Raw genomic sequence first — 18,445 nt, forward strand, 5'->3', positions numbered from 1 at the left:
AAGGCTCTCTTTTTTCCAATTACAACATTTTGTAATTTGTTGGGGATTACGTTACAATAACAAATGAAGTAGTAGACATTTTAGCAAAAGGGTGAATATGGACAGATGAAACCGATCCTATCGAAGGCTCAGCTAGGCTATATGAAAGCAAAGACAAAATTCGAGGATAAATCGAAAGTTTTGGAGAAAAGAATCGAAGAAGCGGCTAAAGTCCAAGAGGTAACTCAGGAAGTGATGGAAACTCTAGTAGTAGAAACTGGATTCCATGAAGCATTCAACGCGCTGCGCGATGCTGAGAATGAGCTGATCGATTGGTCGCATATGACAATGAAGCATGAGAAGACCTACAAGGACAACAAGAAAGCAATTGAAGATATGTATGCGAAACTCAATACAGATCCTCAAATGCGTGCCCGGATTATCCAGCTGGCCATGAAGGTTAGATGATAACTTTATAATGGAATAATCTCTCTATTCTTAGAAGAATAAGGCGTCCAATTGGACGTCTTATTTGCGCTGTCACCGCATAGGCTAATGATAATGGGTATTGGAAAATGTTGCTTAATGACTGGGATAAACAGGTATGTTATACTAATTTCCGTCAGACGGTAAGATAAGAAATAAGTTGTAAATGAGGATAAGCTTAGAAAAGTAACAAAGTTGCAAATTATTTTTTAAAAGGGCGCAACTTTTTGAATTCTGCTGCGTTTAAGATGTAGAGCATTTACAATGATGACCAATTCATGCGACGAAATTAGACAACCAAGTTGTACCTTATGGGGAAACTTGTCTATCTATTAGAAAAATTAGCTTTACGGTTGCTGGTATACATTGTATAATGTCTAGGTAGGATTAGGTAACTCGTCTATTTCTATGTTTATTTGTTTGCTTCGTTTACAAGTTTCTGCGGTTAACCGCAGACCTAATTTATAGGAACTCGCTCAAGACTCTGGAAAGGAGGTGCAATGGCTAATGAGTAACACGAGCTATTCATTTAAAGAAAACTCTCATATGAAGGATATTCAAGGAGGAGAAAAAAAGGTTATGAAGAAAATTTTATCCGTAGCTTTGTCTACAGCAATGGCATTCTCCATGTTTGCTTCCGTAGCATTCGGTGCTGATGCAAAGCTGACTCCACAACAACAATTTGATGCTTTGAAAGCAGCTGGTATCGTAACTGGATATCCAGATGGAACAGCTGGCCTTGACAAAACAATTACTCGCGCTGAGTTGGCAACGATCATCGTTAAAGCGATCGATCTTGAGCCTGTTCCTGGCGTAGCTACTTACAAAGACCAAAACTACAGTGTTAACCACTGGGCAGCTAAGTACATCGAAGCAGCTACTGAAGCTGGCATTCTGACAGGTAAAGACGCTGTTAAACAACTGTTTGGACCGAACGACAACCTGACAGTTCAAGAATTGGCAGTAGTTCTGGTTAAAGCGTTGAAACTGGAAGTTCCAGCTGAAACTAACAACACTGCAACTGAGTGGGCTAAAGGCTATGTTCAAGCAGCTCTTGATAAAGGCCTGATCGAGTCCGGCATCAACTACCAAGCAAACGCAACTCGCGCTCAAGTAGTTGTAGCAGCTCATGCAATCTACGAAGCTAACCAAGTTCCTACAGTAGCTTCCTATGAAGTGTCTGAAGCTGGTAAAGTTGTTGAGTTCAAACTCTCCAACGACGAAGTTGTGAAAGTAACTTTGGACGAAGCTCTTGCGCCTAACAAAGAAACTGAAGTGAAATTCTCTCACAACGGTCATGACTACACTCACAAAGTAACTTATGTTACTACTGTGGCTCAAAAAGTTGATACTGTTAAAGCTGACAACTTGAAAGAAATCGTTGTTACTTTTGACGGTACTGTAGATAAAGCTTCTGCAGAACAAAAGAGCAATTATAAAATCAAAAATGTAGATGTAGATTCCGCTAAATTGTCCAGCGACAAAACTCAAGTAACATTGTTGTTGACACAATCTGGCAGAAGCCTTGAGAACAAAGACGAGACTACTCTTACAATCTCCAACGTGAAAAACGAAGATGGTACTGTAACGTTTGATACAGATGTTAAGTTCACTCCTGTAGACGTTACTGCACCGACTGTGAAAGAAGTTGTTGGACTAGGTACTAAAGCGTTCAAAATCGTATTTAGTGAGCCAGTTCAAGCAGCTGATGCAACACTTTCCAGCAACTACGAAATCGATGGCGGTACTATTGGTGGATCCGTAACTTATGTATACCCTAACACTGTCATTGTGAATGCAAGCCTGCCAGTTGGCGAGCACACAGTAGCTGTGAGCAACGTAAAAGATTACTCTGATCTGAGAATTGCTCCTGTTGACAACAAATTTGATGTTGCAGAAGATACTGCAGCACCTGAAATCGTATCTGTTGAAACAAATGATTTGGAAGAACTGACAATCAAATTCAACGAAACGATCAAAGACATTGAAGATATTTATGTAAATACTACTTCAAACGGTGCTACTAGCTATGACATCAAGGATGATGAGGTTAAAGTTTACCTTAAAGATCCTATGAACTACAATGAGAACACTGTTTATGTTAAAGGCGTTAGAGATTACAGCGATAACAAAGCTGATCGCGACGCTAAAGTAACTCCAACACTGGATACGATTCGTCCAACGATCATCAAAAACAAAGTCGAGAAGAAAGATGGCGACTATATCGTAACGTTGACATTCAGTGAAAAAGTAAGAGAAAATGATGCTAAAGATCTTGAGAACTATGTTCTCAAAAACAGCGATGGCAAAATTGCTGACATCGACTGGATCGATAGCAAAGGTCATCCAGAATTAGCTGTTGATACTGATAAGATTGAAACTGACAATCAAGTTAAAGTTAACCTGGGTAACGATCTTGGCGATAACAAAGAGTACACACTCGAAGTTTCTGGTATTGGTGACAGAGCATACGTGAAAAACACAATGCTTCCTCAATCCATCAAAATCAACACTGCCAACTTGGGTGATAACACACTTGAGCGTGCATGGTTGAGCGATAACGATAATTATCTGTATCTTCAATTCTCTACTGATCTTGCAACAAGCGGTACTGGAAGTGCTCTTATCGCTGACAAGTACGCTGTAGTTAAGAACAATAAGAGATACGTTTACGAAGGTAAAGTAAACATCTACAACTCTGATAGTGTTCGTCTTGATGCACGTGACTTTGCTGATGATATGAAAGCTGTTGTTAACGATACAGTTGAAGTTCATTATGTTGCTGACAAAGAAGGCAATATCATTAAAGATGGCAACGATTCTTCTGTACTGACTAAAAATATTGATGCTGCTGCAAGCCAATTCAATATTAAAGTTGGGGAATCCGAAGCTGTATCCACTGAAAAAGTTGAAGTTAAATTCGGCGCTAAAATCAATAGCTACAGCAGAACTGGCTTTAAAGTTAATGACCAAACTCCAAGCAGTGCAGAGTTGAGCAGTGACAAGAAGACGTTGATCCTGAAATTCACAGGTTCCAACAAACTTTCCGAAGCTGGTCCTTACTATCTAGATATTGCTGAAGGTGCTGCTTCTGATGTGTTTGGAAACAAAGTTCCTAAACACGAAAATGAACTGCTGAAAGACAAAATTGCTCCTAAGAAAAAGGACAGCTCAGTTGCTGTAGGTCCTGGTTCTGTAACAGATGCTGTGTACTTTGACTTCAACATGACTGAGGATATCAGAGTGAACCAAGGTGCTAAGTACTCCGCTGCATTTATCAATGATCTGTTCGAAGTTAAAGTTGGCGATACTAAGTACACTGTTCTAAGTGTATCTGCTAACGGATCTAAATTGCGCGTAGAGGTACAAGGACCATTCACTGCTGGTGAAAGAATCCGCATTGAATTCAAAGGTGGTAAAGGTGCTATCACAGACGATATCAACGATGGAAACAGCGTTGAAATCTTCACAGCTAACACTACTTATTAATAAGTAAAAAAAGCGAGCCTAATGGCTCGCTTTTTTTTATATCTTCAAGAAAGATTAAGATTTAATCAAATTATGCTGCATTTTGAATTTTTTCTTGAACTTTTTTTAATTTAATGCGTATATACTATATACGACTTTTTAATTAGGAGGTTTAATCTTGAATAGGACGAAGATGGTTGTAGCTTCACTGGCTGTAGCTGCCTTAATGACCCAGAGTGCCGCTGGAGCTGCAGATGCAGCAATGAATACGCAAAATAATAAGGCAGCCGCCGCGCAAGCTGTAAAGACACTAGGCAATTTAAGCGGAGTTAAAATTTCAGGTAAAAGTACTGTGAAATTAAGTAATGTGAATATTTTATCTCAAGGCGATGGGAACATACTGACGTATACCCTTACGTATCAGAATAATGACAGCAAGACTTTATCATTAATCGATTACTGGACGAAGGTAAAAACAAAATCTGGTACGGTATACAGTGTTAGTGTGGTAGGGGCGGATAAGGAGAAGAAGAAGGTTGTACCAGGATCTTCAGTTAACGTTACCTATACGACAAAAATAGCCAAGCATTTGAAGTATAGTGATCTAAATTTCCAAATCGTGAAATGGGATTTTAGTGTGGCAGGCTATGAGCAAGTATTAGGAAGCATAAACATTCCCTCTACATATGCTGTAGCTACTCCTGTGAATACAACAAGGAAGCTAACCTTAAATGAGTTTTCAGCAAATGCGAAAGTTATGTCTGTTAACGTTCTGGGATCCGGTGATTCTAACTATGTAAATATCGCATTGTATTTACAGAATACAGGTTCAAGTACTATAGACAACCCAAGCCTTAAATACGTTGTTCAGACACCTAGTGGAACTGCCTTTGCTGTAACACCGGATGCAGCCAGCACGAATATTAAGATTTATCCTCAAGAGAATAAGACGTTAAATTTGATCGCCAAGATTCCAAAAAACGTAAATTTGAATAATTTGCAGTTGCTGCTGGTTCAAAATGATGAGACAGCGAAAAGTGATATACCTGTAGCTTCTATGGGTCTTGGAACTAAACAGGGACAATCTTCTAAAACAGCAGCTAATAAAGAGAGATTGTTGAAAATTGATAGTACAAACATTGTAACAAAAGTAGTTAGTATTGCTAGAAATCAAAGCTTTGGGAAAAGTGACCTTTCAATTCAATTTTCTATTGCCAACAAGGGAGATAAGACGGTTACTATCCCTAATTATTCATTCGATGTTCAAGTTGGAGGGAAAACATACCCGCTTATTGCTAGTGGCTTAGAAGGTATGATCATAGAACCAAATGAGGAACAAATCATTTCCGTAGATGGGACCATACCGGTCATTGCGAATGAAGATCAGATCGATCTGGTTATGAAAACGCCAACGGGCAGCTCACAGGGATCGGGTGAAGAACCATCACCTTCGCAGGTGAATAGTTACCCAGTAGCAATTTATAATTTGCCAGACTACACGGAAATGCAGTATGCACAGGGTCAAGAACGCACTATTAAAAATAATGATGGTGTATTTGGCGTTACGCTTGATGCGATTCAAAAGCTTCCATGGAATGATGGCAACCTGCTCGCCACAAAAATTACAATTGTTAACAAGGGTACAAAAGCAGCTAAGCTGCCGGAATTTGCAGGAGCCTACAAAATGGATTTAACTGCTTTAAGCAGCACCGTCCATTTGGTAAATACGAATACCAGCCAAATTCTTGGGGCGGGTGAGAAGACAAGCGTATATGTAGTTGCTAATGTCCCAGCCAGCTTGAAGTTCTCTCAATTACAGGTACAATTGCTGCAAAAGACGGGTACCGATAAAACAAGCAACTGGATTATGTTCTCTAACTACGGCAATACGAGTGGCCTAAAACAAATTGCTGAAGGATCGTATTTCAATCTGGACACTGCAGGCAGAAAATCCGACCTGAAAACGCGGAAGACTTATTTGTATAAGGGCAGTACTAGCGATATTATCTATACCGAAGTAATTATGAGAAATCTGGAAAATAAACAAACCAACCTATCTCAGTTGGCAGGTTATTTCTTGACTGATGATGGACAATATTACAAAGCGGATGTAAATCAAGTCAAGCATGCGGTAGGACCAGAGTCGTCGAGCTTGGTCACATTCTCCGCAAAGGTGCCTAAAGGAACAACGGTTTCCAACTGGAACCTGGTTGTAGGTGAGAGTATCTCAGAGGATAAGTTCACGGAAGCTGAAGGCAAACCAACAGGATATGTTAATGCTTCCTCCATGGAATTGAATTTGGATAGTAGAAGTATTCAAGATACGCTCAAAGATGTCGAATTGTTCCCATACACTTTAACTATCAAGGAGATCGAAGGACGTACGAATTCTGCAGGCTTGGAAGTGAAGATGAAGTACGACCTGAAGCGCGATTTGACATACGATATGGGCGAATTCCAGCATAAATTTATTCTTGAAGTGACTGATTCCAGCGGGGCAAGATTTGAAAAAGAAATTGAGCTCGAGAAGGATTTCCTCGTAGGCAACAATCAGAACTTCTCATTTGTAATCAATGATCAAATTTTTGCTACGACAAGATCTGGAGCCTTCCAGTTCTCCATCTTTGATTCTTATCAAGGGGAGAAAACGAAGATTGCAACAAAGGCTGCATATTTTGTAAATGAAGATTTGTTTTAATACGGATAACAAGCAAAAGTCCCTCGTAGAGGGATTTTTGCTTGTTTCCATCCTTTAAACCTATTATGATGAAAGAGATTCATAGACAGGAAGATTCTGAAAAATGCAATTCCTAATTAGGAGGTTCATCATGAAGACTACATGGAAAGTGGCAGCCGCAGCCATGTTGATTGGTGGAGGAATATGGGCCGGTTCATTGTTGAATGAGAAGGTGGAAGGAGCCGGAGTGACGAATCAGCCAGGAACCGCTGATGATCCTGTTGTGACAAAAAGTTATGTAGATCAGCAAATTCAACAGGCCTTAAAGGGGGGAAGCAGCAATTCTTCCTCGCAGGGAAGCACTGATTCAAGCTCAAGTGCCCAAGCAGGGAACACAGCAGCATCTTCCTCGGATGAAGTTAAAATTGTCGAGGTCAAGCCTGGTCAGAAGCTAGTCGCTGCTGCAGGTGCAGAATTTGTGGTACGGGCGGGTAAAGCCGTTATTTACAGTGAAGATCAAAATGGCGTAGCAGACCTGACGGATGGGAAGGATATTACGAACGGTGGGATTGTCACGAACAATCATTTGTTATCTTTCCCAAGAGCGGGGCGTGGCATTCAGCATCAGGAGGGCCAGACTCATCCACTGACGGTTATGGTTCGCGGCGGTTATTCCATTCAGTAATGCTTGCATAGAATGGGTTATGGAGCATCCTTCCATGGAAGGATAGCACCGTAAGTAACAAACATTGAGATGGCTACCCCCTTGAAATTGAAGCATACTACTCCTGAAAGCAAGATAAATCAGGAGGTGTTTCGAATAATGGCGAGAAGCAATCGAAAGCTTATCCCGGAAAGCCATCAGGTATTACACCAATGGAAATATGAAATCGCGGCGGAATTCGGGCTGCCGGTCAGCAGCTCCGGAGGAGTGCTTGGTTCAGCCGATACAGAATTTGCAGGGGAGCTTGGCACAGGTGGAACAACTACCGGATATTCAAGCTATTGGGGCCATCTGACCTCCCGAGAGAATGGCTCTGTCGGCGGGGAAATCACAAAAAGACTAATTGCCCATGCCCAAAGGAACTTAGTGGAATAATTTTTCTTTAAAATTGTCTTTTTTTATTTTGACATGACCTGGCAAATGCGTTAATATGACTTTTAAGGATTGTCAAATCAACCTTTTCCGCTACGGAAAAGGTTCATTTTTTGCTGTTAGCTTAATTTTGGGAATCCTCACAATGTGGCAGGGTAGCCCATTCAAACTATGAAGCGCATTGTACAATATTTTTTAGTATTGGATACTTAGGCAAACGCCATACTATCCACATGGGGAGGCTGATTGATATGTCCATCAAAGGACGCCATTTGTTTACTTCTGAATCCGTTACTGAGGGTCATCCGGATAAGATTTGCGACCAGATCTCCGATGCAGTGCTTGACGCTTTTCTTAAAGAAGATCCTTATGCACGCGTTGCGTGTGAAGTGTCTGTAGCTACTGGTCTTGTACTTGTCATTGGCGAAATTAGTACCAAATCCGAATACGTGGATATTCCTGCGCTTGTGCGGAAGACAATTCGCGAAATTGGCTATACCCGTGCAAAATACGGCTTCGATTCCAATACATGTGCTGTATTGACATCGCTAAACGAGCAGTCTGCGGATATCGCTCAAGGTGTAAACGCAGCTCTGGAACACCGTGATCCGGCTCAAGTAGACAAAGAAACAGAAAATATTGGTGCTGGCGACCAAGGGCTGATGTTCGGTTTTGCAACGAATGAAACTCCTGAGTTCATGCCGCTGCCGATTGCATTGTCCCACCGTATTGCGCGCCGTTTGGCGGAAGTACGTAAAGATGGTACGCTGAGCTATCTTCGTCCTGACGGCAAAACCCAAGTGACAATCGAGTATGTAGATGGCAAAGCCCTTCGTGTAGATACCATTGTTGTATCCACTCAGCATGCCGAGGAAATTACGCTGGAGCAAATCCAGAAGGATATTAAAGAACATGTCATTCTGCCTGTCGTTCCTGCAGAGCTGCTCGATGAGCAAACGAAATATTTCATCAACCCTACAGGCCGTTTCGTGATTGGCGGACCGCAAGGTGACGCCGGGCTTACCGGACGTAAAATTATCGTAGATACGTATGGCGGCTATGCTCGCCATGGCGGCGGTGCTTTCTCGGGTAAGGATCCTACAAAAGTAGACCGTTCCGCAGCTTACGCAGCACGTTATGTTGCTAAGAATCTGGTAGCTGCCGGTCTGGCCGATAAGCTGGAAATTCAGCTCGCTTACGCGATTGGTGTTGCGACTCCTGTCTCCATCAACGTCGATACGTACGGAACAGGCAAAATTCCAGAAGAGAAGCTCGTTGAGCTCATCCGTGAGAACTTTGACCTTCGTCCTGCAGGTATTATTAATATGCTGGATCTACGCCGTCCAATTTACCGTCAGACAGCAGCTTACGGACATTTTGGCCGTACGGACCTTGATCTGCCATGGGAGCGTCTAGACAAAGCAGAGACGTTGAAAGCCCAAGCAGGTATTTAAGAACGAGAGTTATTCATAAACCACAGAACGGATATTCTGATTGCAATTATGCAATTCGAGTATCCGTTTTTTGTTTGTGTCGATAAATTTACGCTTTGTTCTAAACTTGGGGAGTTCATTTGCCGTTAATATACATAGGTGTGTATTTGGCAGCCGCGAGGAAGCGGTGTTATATACAGAATGATGGATCGGACGGAAAGGGGAACGTGAAAATGCAAAGAAGGATCTCGATTCTGATTATTGCAGTGTTGATGATGAACATGTTACTGGGAGCGACTGCAGGAGCTGTCGGCAATCATCGTCAAAGCTTAAGTGAACCGGTGGCAACGGCTTCTATGCCACTGAACACAGGAAATATGCTGCTCAGCAAAGGACTGCTGGCAGCGATTAGCAGCGCTCCGACAACCTATAGTCCTACAGGTACGGCAGTACCTGTAACTACAAAATTGGAAGTAAAGTTCGGCAATAACAAGGTGCGGACGAATGGCCAAAAAACGTTTACGATTTCTAGGCAAGTCTCTGGATATACTGAAAAAATGGACGTTACCGTAACTCAGGCAACTTATACGAATTCCATGATTTTAACACCGCCTACGAATTTGCAATATGGTAGCAAATACACCATTACAATTCCAGCAGGAACATTTATTGTCGGAGAAACTAGAGGTGTAAATTCATCAGCGATCAGCTGGTCTTTTACAACAGCGAATGCAGCGACAACAGCATTGACCGCAACTACGTTCAGTCCTGTAAACGGCAGTAATAGCGCCAACGTAAACACAAAGCCTGTTATCACATTTAATCGCAATGTGAACATCAATCGCAGCGTGACTAATGGGGGAATTACGCTTAAGAAGTCATCCAATAATGCTTCTGTACCCATTACGGTAACTGCTAGCGGAAACCAAGTAACGATCACTCCAAGCAGTTTATTGGAATCGGGCACGGGATACTACGTTGAAATTCCAAGCAATAGTATCTATGATGCCCAGAACTCTTCTATATATTATGCTGGCCTAACAGGCACGAATAGATGGTCATTTCAGACTGCAGGGGTAGACAAGACGGCGCCAGTCCTCCAGAAAGCTACAATGCAATCGAATACAACGATCAGGCTGTTGTACAATGAAAGACTGGATACTTCTTATAGTTTGTATACCTCCAGCTTTAAGGTGACCGTCAATGGTGAAGAGCGTCGTATAAGCAGCGCATACACCTCTGGGGACAGTGTATATGTATACTTAGAAACAGGAGTAGCTGTAGGGCAAAATATCCGTATTAGTTATACAAGTGGCAGTGTCCGGCCTATCCAAGACTTAGCTGGAAATGCAGCGGCAGCTTTTTCGGACAGAGAAGTTACGAATGGCATCGATTCCGTGCTGCCGAAGCCGGAAGAGGGCTATATATCGGGCAGCACATTGACGCTGCGTTTCAGTGAAAGTCTGAAGGATGTATCTACCCATGCTTATCAGCAATTTAAGGTAACTGCTGGTAATCAAACTAAAGGAATTAATAGAATCAGCAGAAGCGGAGCTTATGTATATTTATATTTAAGCAGCGGTGTATCGAATGGCGACGTTGTTCAAGTATCCTACACGCCGGGATCTTATCCGCTGCAGGACTACCGCGGTCAGAATATTGCTGCATTCAGTGATTATTTTGTCCGGAATTATAACGATAATAAAGCGCCGGAATTTACAAAAGTCGAGGGCTCCGGGTCCAAAATCATCATTACCTATAATGAAGCGTTGAGAAGCACAAGCATCCCGATGAAGAGCCAGTACTCTGTTTTGGTCAATAATTCCCCGGTATATGTGACAGGGATTGAGGTTGTGACTAACCAGGTTATTCTGACACTTGCTTCTTCTTTCTCCAAAGATCAGAATGTAACTTTATCCTATGTCTCGGCTTCAGGGGGAATTGCTGATTTGAACGGTAATCTTGCAGGCTATATTAACCTGCAACCTGTGAGTTATAACATGGTGGCGGAAGGTATCCGCTCCGCAGTCATTCGCGGCGATACAATTACTATCACCTACAATGTTCCATTGAGATCGGGCAGCTCTGCATCGGCCAATCAATTTAGCGTGAATGTGGATCAGTCGAATCGGACGGTTCAATCGGTGAGCATTAGCGGCGACACGATTACCCTTAAGTTAGGCACATCCGTGAACGCAGGCCAGGTAGTCGATCTCTCGTATATGCCGGGTTCTGCGCCGTTATATGACAGCAGCGGAAAAGCGCTGCAAGCCTATAGCCGCATTTCCGTACAGAATCTTACCGCTGGAAGCCCGGGCGCTTCCACAGGAAATGCTAGCTTGCCATCGTTTATGACGGTATTTCCATCGTCGGATTTTGATCTGAATGGATATTTGCTTAATTTGAATACCGCGCAGGTGCGGGAGGGCCTATCTTTAAACAAACAGCAGAACATCAGAAAATATAACATTGATGAAGCTAAATTGCAGGAAGCCTTTCAATTCCTCATTAATGGTAATGCCCTAAACAAGAAGCTAGTATTCGAGGTTCCTAATACGGACAAAGTGGCAGAGGTCTCTTGGCCATTAAGCGCAATCGTAAATATGTACGGTCTTGGCAAAACAGGATCCATAGCTGTTCGTCATCAAAATGTAATGTATGAGCTTCCGATCGAGAAAATACCGTATCCGGAAATCTCACGTTCCTTGCTCGTTAATAATTTAAATTCTGCGTATATTACGATTCAAATCGAGCCGATGGACAGAGTTCAGCTGCCGACGCAGAATTACAGCAATGGTGTGACGGTCACGCCAAATGGGGATCCGGTCCAAATAAGTGTATATGCCTATAATGGAACGTCTACTCAAGATGCAGTAGACGTCAGCCACTCAGGCCGTGTGCATTTCCGGGTAGTGAATCCAGGTGTGTCAAACCCAATTGCGGAGACGCAGATATCCCTTATTAAATATAATTTATCGTCGCGGAGTTCTTCTTTCGTTCCTGCAAAGGTGACGAATAGCGGCAACTATGTTATTTTCAATGGTAAAATAGGTGGAAATATCATCGTTGGCCCTGCTCTAGGGTACAGTTATTTCAGCGATACTAGGAACCATTGGGCTAGCGCGAACATCAATAACCTGGCCGGCAAGCTCATCATTGATGGCCGGCAAGGCAGCCAGTTCGAGCCGAATAGCAATATTACCCGGGCGGAATTTGCCGTCTTCATAGCTAAAGGCTTAGGGCTTGAAGGAGATGAAGCGAGCGCCCGTCGCTTCCCGGATGTTCCGACAGGCACGACAGGAGCTTATATCGGGGCAGCTACCAAAGCAGGCATCATTGCCGGAAACATGGACGGTACGTTTAAGCCGAACAGCCACATTACCCGAGAGCAGATGTCACTCATGCTAGTTCGTGCGATGGCTTATGCGGGACAAGATATTTCCTTAGACGGACTCACCTCCGCGCAACTGCTGGGCCGCTTTAAGGATAACGGCAAAATTCAATCCAAGGAAACCGTGGCCAAAGCGGTAAAGGAAGGAATTATCCAGGGGGTCTCCATTGACACCTTCCAGCCTCAGGGCAACGCTACTCGGGCTCAAGCTGCTGCAATGTTGAAACGAGTATTGGAGAAGTTGAATTATATATAGAGAAATGAGCCTAAGGCGAACGCCTTAGGCTCATTTATTAACCCTACAGAATGATTTGACGGTATCATGCAATGGTCTAATTAACTACTTCTTCATCAAAGCTCGCAGCTCCGTACATGCTTCCCTTAATGATTCTACCTGCTCTAAATATAGAACCAGAGCATCTAAGACCACATTGTTCTGTGATGACTCAAAAGATTCCTCCCGTATTTTCTTCAGAGCCTCGCCATAGCTCGCTTTCTCTGTGTCAGTTAGTATTGGGTTGTTACTAATACGGCTGTCTAACTCCTCGAACACCTCATGTAACCGGCGGGTTTCCCAAATAGCGTTCTTGACTTTGCAATTCTCTTTTTTGTCTAATGGAGAAAATTCGAACAGAGAAACATTGCGCATTTCAGGAGTGTTAAACCCTTCGACTAGAATGTGGATAACCTGACCGACATATATAGCAAGGCTTCGGCATTGTCGATCAGGGACATCCGAACCTATAAGCCGGAAATATTCCAATAAAATGCTGCCGGCGATAAAGATGATGTCCATAGCATGCTTCTCAATATCTTTTCCGTACGTATCCGTGATGCAATCTTCAAACCAAAGATAGAATTTCTCCTCTAAATCCGTCCATGCTTTTCGAATTTTCTCGTCGCCTGAATTTTTTAGCGCAGGCATGTTGAACATGTTGAACATCAATGTTTGAAAGTTATGATTCAGGACCACCTTCAAGTAAGTTGCCATAAGCTCAACAAGACGTTCGCTGGGAGTAAGCTCTAAGTTACGATACAGCTTGGTAACCTCTCTATCCAATGATTTGCTTAAATTGGAGATGCTCTCTAACAGCAATGTCTCTTTGCTGTCGAAATACTTATATAAAGAAGGCTTGGTCATCCCGCTTTCTTTGGCGATTTCATCAACTGTGGTCAATGCAAATCCTTTTTCGCCAAAAAGCCGCAAAGCATTTTGTAAAATAACTTCCTTTTTATCCTTATTCATTTAAGGGTTCCTTTCATTAAAGTAAGTAGCGGTGACCTCACCTGCAAATCTGTAAATTTGCAAGTGAGGCCGCCGATTACATGGAGACGCTATCTGTAGCTGTAGAGATAGATGGGTCTGGAGTCTGTCTGCGGTTACGCCGGTTGTCCTTCCAATTCGCGACTACCATGTATATGGAAGGCACGACGACCAGCGTTAGAACGGTCGAGAACATCAATCCAAATATAATGGTGAAAGCCATAGGTCTAAACAAGATGCTTCCTGTGATCGCCAATGGCAGCATTCCGAACATGGCCGTAAACGAAGTGAGTACGATAGGACGGAAACGAGCGCTTGCTGCGGAGATGACAGCTTCGTACAAACCGACTCCTTCCCGCCGCGCATCCTCAATAAACTCAAGGAAGACAATCCCGTTACGTACGACAATACCCGCTAGTGAAATGATCCCCATTATACTCATGAAGCCAATGGATGATCCAGAGACAAAGATTCCAATGATTCCGCCGGCGGCAGCCAGATATACCGTGGTCATAATAATAATCGGTGCCGATAGGGAGTAGAACTGGATCGTGATCATAATGAAGATTAAGAAAATGACGACGACGAACAGTATAGCCAAATCCCCGAATATATCCGCCTGATCTGAAGTTTCACCGCCAAATTCAATCGAATACCCATTTGGAATAACCATGTCATTCAAAATAGCGCGTACCTCGGCGTTTAGCTCAGATGCTGTTTTTCCAACCGCATTTGCTTCCACTGTGATCATACGTTCAAGGTTATAACGCTGAATTTTTTGCGTTGTAAATGCCGACTTCATTTCAGCTAGCTGTGCTAAAGGAACTTGGACCCCTTGTTTGTTGGTAATATAAATTTGCTGGAACAATTCGTTGGGACTTGCCCCTTGAGCCGAAGCTTGAAAATTGATATCGACGATTTGCTTGCCTGTATCAAAGTCACCGATGTCAAGCCCATCGCCCATGAGCCGCAGCGTTTGCGTCAGCGTGCTGTAATCGATCATATATTCGTCCATGGCCTGGTTGTTAACTTCAAATTCTAGCGTATAGCTCTGGTTTCCGAAATTGTCTTTGATTCCAGTGGCGCCGTCTAACTTGGAAATTCTCTCTTTTAATTGCTGTGACAGCTTTTGCAGCGTACCCAGATCTTCACCGGCAATCCGGACGGAAACCGCAGAACCTACGGGAATTCCGAGTCTAGGGACGTGGGTCGAAATTGTTGCGCCTGGGAATTGCTGCTTCAGCTCCGCTTCCCAAGCGGAGACGGTTGTATCTAATTTAAATAAACCCGGTTTGCCAATAACAGAAATCTGTCCGACAGAAGCTGAAGAGGCAAGGGCATTGGTAATGTCAGAATATAACTGGGGAGCCTTGCCGCCTACACCCACGCTGACAAACTCAGTTTCGGGCTGCTTCTCCACCCACTGGGATATATTGTTCACCATGCGCTGAGTCTCCTGGAAGGATGTACCTACAGGCATTTCTACATTAATGCTAACATGAGGATCCTCAGACTCAGGGAATAAATCTATCGGTGTGATCAAAGCTAAACTGAAGGAGGCTGTTCCGATTAAGAGGCCTATGCCTGCGTACAATTTAGGCTTTTTAAGTACTTTCGGGACCAGAGTGCCGGAATACCATGTGGTTAACGATTGAATTTGTTTGCCGAGCAAGCCTGCTGGCTTTGCCTCCTCTGAAGCAGGGTTATTCGGCTGATCTGTGACCTCTCCATCTGCAGCCCTGCTATTGGCTGCCCGTTGTCTGCGCCGGTTCTCATGCCACTGGCGGAAGATCGGTATGATGGTTAGCGACATAATCATGGAAGCAAACATGGAGCAGGAAATGACAATAGGGAGCGGCTTAATAAAGGAACCGATATCCCCGGTTAGAAATAGCAATGGTGCAAATGCAAAAATGGTCGATAGGGTGGCAGTCAGGATAGATACGGATACTTCCTTTGCGCCTTTGATTGAGGCGACTTCGGGACTTTCCCCCAGTACGCTTAATCTGCGTTCGATATTGTCGTTGACCACGACGGCATCGTCGACCAGAATCCCTAGTACAATAATCAAAGCTACGATAGAAATTTCATTGATCGTAATTCCTGTGAAAGGCATCGCGATCATGCCTATCGCTATGGAAATCGGTATGGCCGCAGCCACGATTAGCGACGTCATTAGATTAAGCCCTAATGTACAGACCAAAATAACAGCAGTAATGGCGACCAGCATCTCCTGAAGCAGCTCGCTGAACATTTTACTGACGACTTCCTTTTGACCAAAGGCCGGAGAAAAATGTGCGTTGCTGGGCAAGCTTCCCTTAAGCTCATCCAGCTTCTGAGAAATCAATTTATCCATGGTCAGCACGTCCGAACCGGTCTGTGCGGACACATTAATGGAGATGGCAGGCTGCCCGTTGTAATAAGCAAGATAGGCCGGCTTCATGTCCGCCAGCTGAACCTGACCGACATCTTTTAAATATACCGGAGATCCGGTCTGCGTTCTGCTAATGAGTACCTCATTCAGTTCTTCGGCATCAGCAATATCAGAGACGACCAAATCATAGCTGCGAGAGTCATAATCCAGCGAGCCGAGCGGTGTACGGTTATTCATATTGGTTACAGCTTGCACAACCTGCTCCCACGGAATGCCGTATTGCTCTAGTTTTTGGAGGTCGACCTTAATGCTCACTTCCTTTTCAGGAATACCTTCGATTTTTACATCTGCAACGCCGCTCACCTGGCGTAACTTATCCCGCCATTCAATCATGAGATCACTGAGAGCATACAATGTATCTGGATTATCGGCAGAGATTACATAGGAACCAATGAAGGAGGAGATCAGGTCGTCGTTAACAATAGGTTTATGAACGCCATTGGGCAAATCGGCGGTGGCATCCTCCACCTTTTTTCGCAATTGATCCCATGTGGCAGCTGCGTCTGCATCCGGATAAGCATATACCATAATGGAGGAAACGCCGCTTGAGCTGGTCGATTCAATCGTTTCGATCGTTTCAACCTGCTTGATCGTCTGTTCCAAAATTTTAGTAACCGACTGCTCTACCCGCTCTGGCGTAGCTCCCGGGAAAACAGTTATGACTGCAGCTTGCTTCAACACGACGTCAGGCATATCCTGACGGGGGAGTGTAGTCGCGCTAAAAATACCGAATATAATTAAAATGATAAATAATAAGAGGGTAATCTTTCTTTTTCGTATGGTATATTCGATCATTTTGCATTATCCTCCACGACCGTAATCGTGTCTCCGTCAAATAAGCGATCTGCCCCGATGCTGACAACGACATCACCCTCATGAAGCCCCGAGGCAATGCTCAAGCGGTTATCCTCGCTGATACGGGCACCTAATTCGACCACCGTTTTGACGGCTTTGCCATTGACATGTTTGAACACATAAGGTTCCTGACCGTTACTAACTACCGCTCCGGCTGGTACAAAAATACCTTCCTGCCCGGCGGAGGACAGGCCTACACGAACCACTTGTCCTGGAATCCAATCCTGCTTAGGATTAGGAACGCTCACTTCCACAGTTAATGTTCCTGTTCCTTGATTGGTTGCAGGGGAGACTCTTATGACAGTGCCTTGCCGTTTGCTTCCGTTCTGCTCAAGTGCAACCACTTGTCCTGGTTTCCACTGGTCAGCTTGCTCGCTTGGAACGGCAATCGGAACCATCAGTGTGTCGATCGTGCCGATGACAAAGGCTTCAGCTCCAGCGGGAGCCATTTGGCCAACGACCGCCCTTTTACTCAAAATAACGCCGTCTATCGGAGCGGTCAGTTTTGTTTTGCTTAATGCCAGTTGGGCTTGCTCCAGTTGGATCATGGCCTGGTCGTATGCCGCTTGTACTTGCATTTGTCCGCCTTTAGCTTGCTCTACGGCTGCCTCGGCTGCGCTTTTACCGGCTTTCGCCTGTTCAACACCAGCCTGGGCCGACTTGCGCTGCTCTGCAGTAGCGCCTTCGGTCAGCTCAGATAGCACTTGCTTGGCGTTCTCCAGTGATGTTTCGGCATCTTTAAGCTGCAGTTGAAATTTCTCATAATCATCCAGCGATATTAGTCCGGCAGAATAAAGATTCGCATAACGCTCTTCATCTGCCAGGAATTTGTCGTAGGCACTCTGCGCCATGGCGACTGCATTCTGAGTCTGAGCAAGCTTCTGGGCGGAGGCGCCTTTCTCCACGGCAGTAAGGTTGGCCTCGGCTGTATCCAGCTGCGCTTTGGCCACTTTGGCCTGAGCCTGTGCTGCTTCTACCCCCGCTTTGGCGGCGCTGAGCTGACCGGCGGCCTGAGCTACGCCGTTCTGTGCTTGCTTCAGCTGCAATTGCGCATTCTCATCATCAATGACAGCAAGGACATCCCCTGCCTTAATAGGATCGCCTGCTTCCACTAGCGTCTGTTCAATCTGTCCCGCAACTTGAAAGGAAATGCTTGCCTCCTGTTCGGGCTTCAGCGTTCCCGAGAAATTGTACTCTGCATTCAGAGGTTCTTTCTCAATAGTAATGACCTGTACGGCGGTTGCTACTTCTCCCGATGCCGTCCCGTTATCAGCTGAACCGCATGCTGCTGTAAACATCATCATTGAAATGGCTAAAAATAGAGCCGGCCAACGTCCTTTCATCCAGTTCCTCTCCTCCTAA

The 18,445-nt window shown here is 44.2% G+C and carries 10 protein-coding genes; 7 read left to right on the plus strand and 3 right to left on the minus strand.

Annotated elements, in window-relative coordinates; genetic code table 11:
* Nucleotides 1-105: 105 nt before the first annotated feature.
* The 7 genes from GNP95_RS19405 to GNP95_RS19435 all read left to right on the plus strand — a co-directional run bounded on the left by GNP95_RS19405 (nt 106) and on the right by GNP95_RS19435 (nt 12,786).
* Nucleotides 106-447 (plus strand): hypothetical protein, encoded by a 342-nt coding sequence (locus GNP95_RS19405; RefSeq protein ID WP_155612503.1) that lies wholly within the window; start codon nt 106-108, stop codon nt 445-447.
* Nucleotides 448-972: 525 nt separating this feature from the next.
* On the plus strand, nt 973-3,954 hold the full coding sequence (locus tag GNP95_RS19410) for an S-layer homology domain-containing protein (protein ID WP_155612504.1): 2,982 nt from the start codon (nt 973-975) through the stop codon (nt 3,952-3,954).
* 157 nt (nt 3,955-4,111) lie between these two features.
* Nucleotides 4,112-6,631 carry a hypothetical protein gene (locus tag GNP95_RS19415; RefSeq protein ID WP_155612505.1) on the plus strand — a complete coding sequence of 840 codons (2,520 nt, stop codon included), beginning with the start codon at nt 4,112-4,114 and terminating at the stop codon, nt 6,629-6,631.
* A 130-nt stretch (nt 6,632-6,761) separates the two neighbouring features.
* Nucleotides 6,762-7,295, plus strand: coding sequence for a hypothetical protein (locus tag GNP95_RS19420; protein WP_155612506.1), 534 nt, complete (start codon nt 6,762-6,764; stop codon nt 7,293-7,295).
* A gap of 138 nt (nt 7,296-7,433) precedes the next feature.
* Nucleotides 7,434-7,709 carry an alpha/beta-type small acid-soluble spore protein gene (locus GNP95_RS19425; RefSeq protein WP_155612507.1) on the plus strand — a complete coding sequence of 92 codons (276 nt, stop codon included), beginning with the start codon at nt 7,434-7,436 and terminating at the stop codon, nt 7,707-7,709.
* A gap of 248 nt (nt 7,710-7,957) precedes the next feature.
* Nucleotides 7,958-9,160, plus strand: a complete 1,203-nt coding sequence (gene metK / locus GNP95_RS19430; RefSeq protein ID WP_155612508.1) for a methionine adenosyltransferase — start codon at nt 7,958-7,960, stop codon at nt 9,158-9,160.
* Between the two features lie 212 nt (nt 9,161-9,372).
* Nucleotides 9,373-12,786, plus strand: a complete 3,414-nt coding sequence (locus tag GNP95_RS19435; protein WP_155612509.1) for a SwmB domain-containing protein — start codon at nt 9,373-9,375, stop codon at nt 12,784-12,786.
* Between the two features lie 84 nt (nt 12,787-12,870).
* Here the strand turns inward: GNP95_RS19435 and GNP95_RS19440 are convergent, their stop codons facing one another.
* From GNP95_RS19440 to GNP95_RS19450, 3 genes are all read right to left on the minus strand, one after another.
* Nucleotides 12,871-13,776 (minus strand): TetR/AcrR family transcriptional regulator, encoded by a 906-nt coding sequence (locus GNP95_RS19440; RefSeq protein ID WP_155612510.1) that lies wholly within the window; start codon nt 13,774-13,776, stop codon nt 12,871-12,873.
* 76 nt (nt 13,777-13,852) lie between these two features.
* A complete protein-coding gene (locus tag GNP95_RS19445; protein ID WP_155612511.1) occupies nt 13,853-17,023 on the minus strand; it encodes an efflux RND transporter permease subunit in 3,171 nt (1,056 codons plus the stop codon).
* On the minus strand, nt 17,020-18,426 hold the full coding sequence (locus GNP95_RS19450; protein ID WP_155612512.1) for an efflux RND transporter periplasmic adaptor subunit: 1,407 nt from the start codon (nt 18,424-18,426) through the stop codon (nt 17,020-17,022). Before GNP95_RS19450 ends, GNP95_RS19445 begins: the two co-directional genes overlap by 4 nt.
* Between the last annotated feature and the right edge of the window lie 19 nt (nt 18,427-18,445).

Origin of the sequence: Paenibacillus woosongensis (genome assembly GCF_009725165.1) — a bacterium.
Classification (GTDB): domain Bacteria; phylum Bacillota; class Bacilli; order Paenibacillales; family Paenibacillaceae; genus Fontibacillus; species Fontibacillus woosongensis.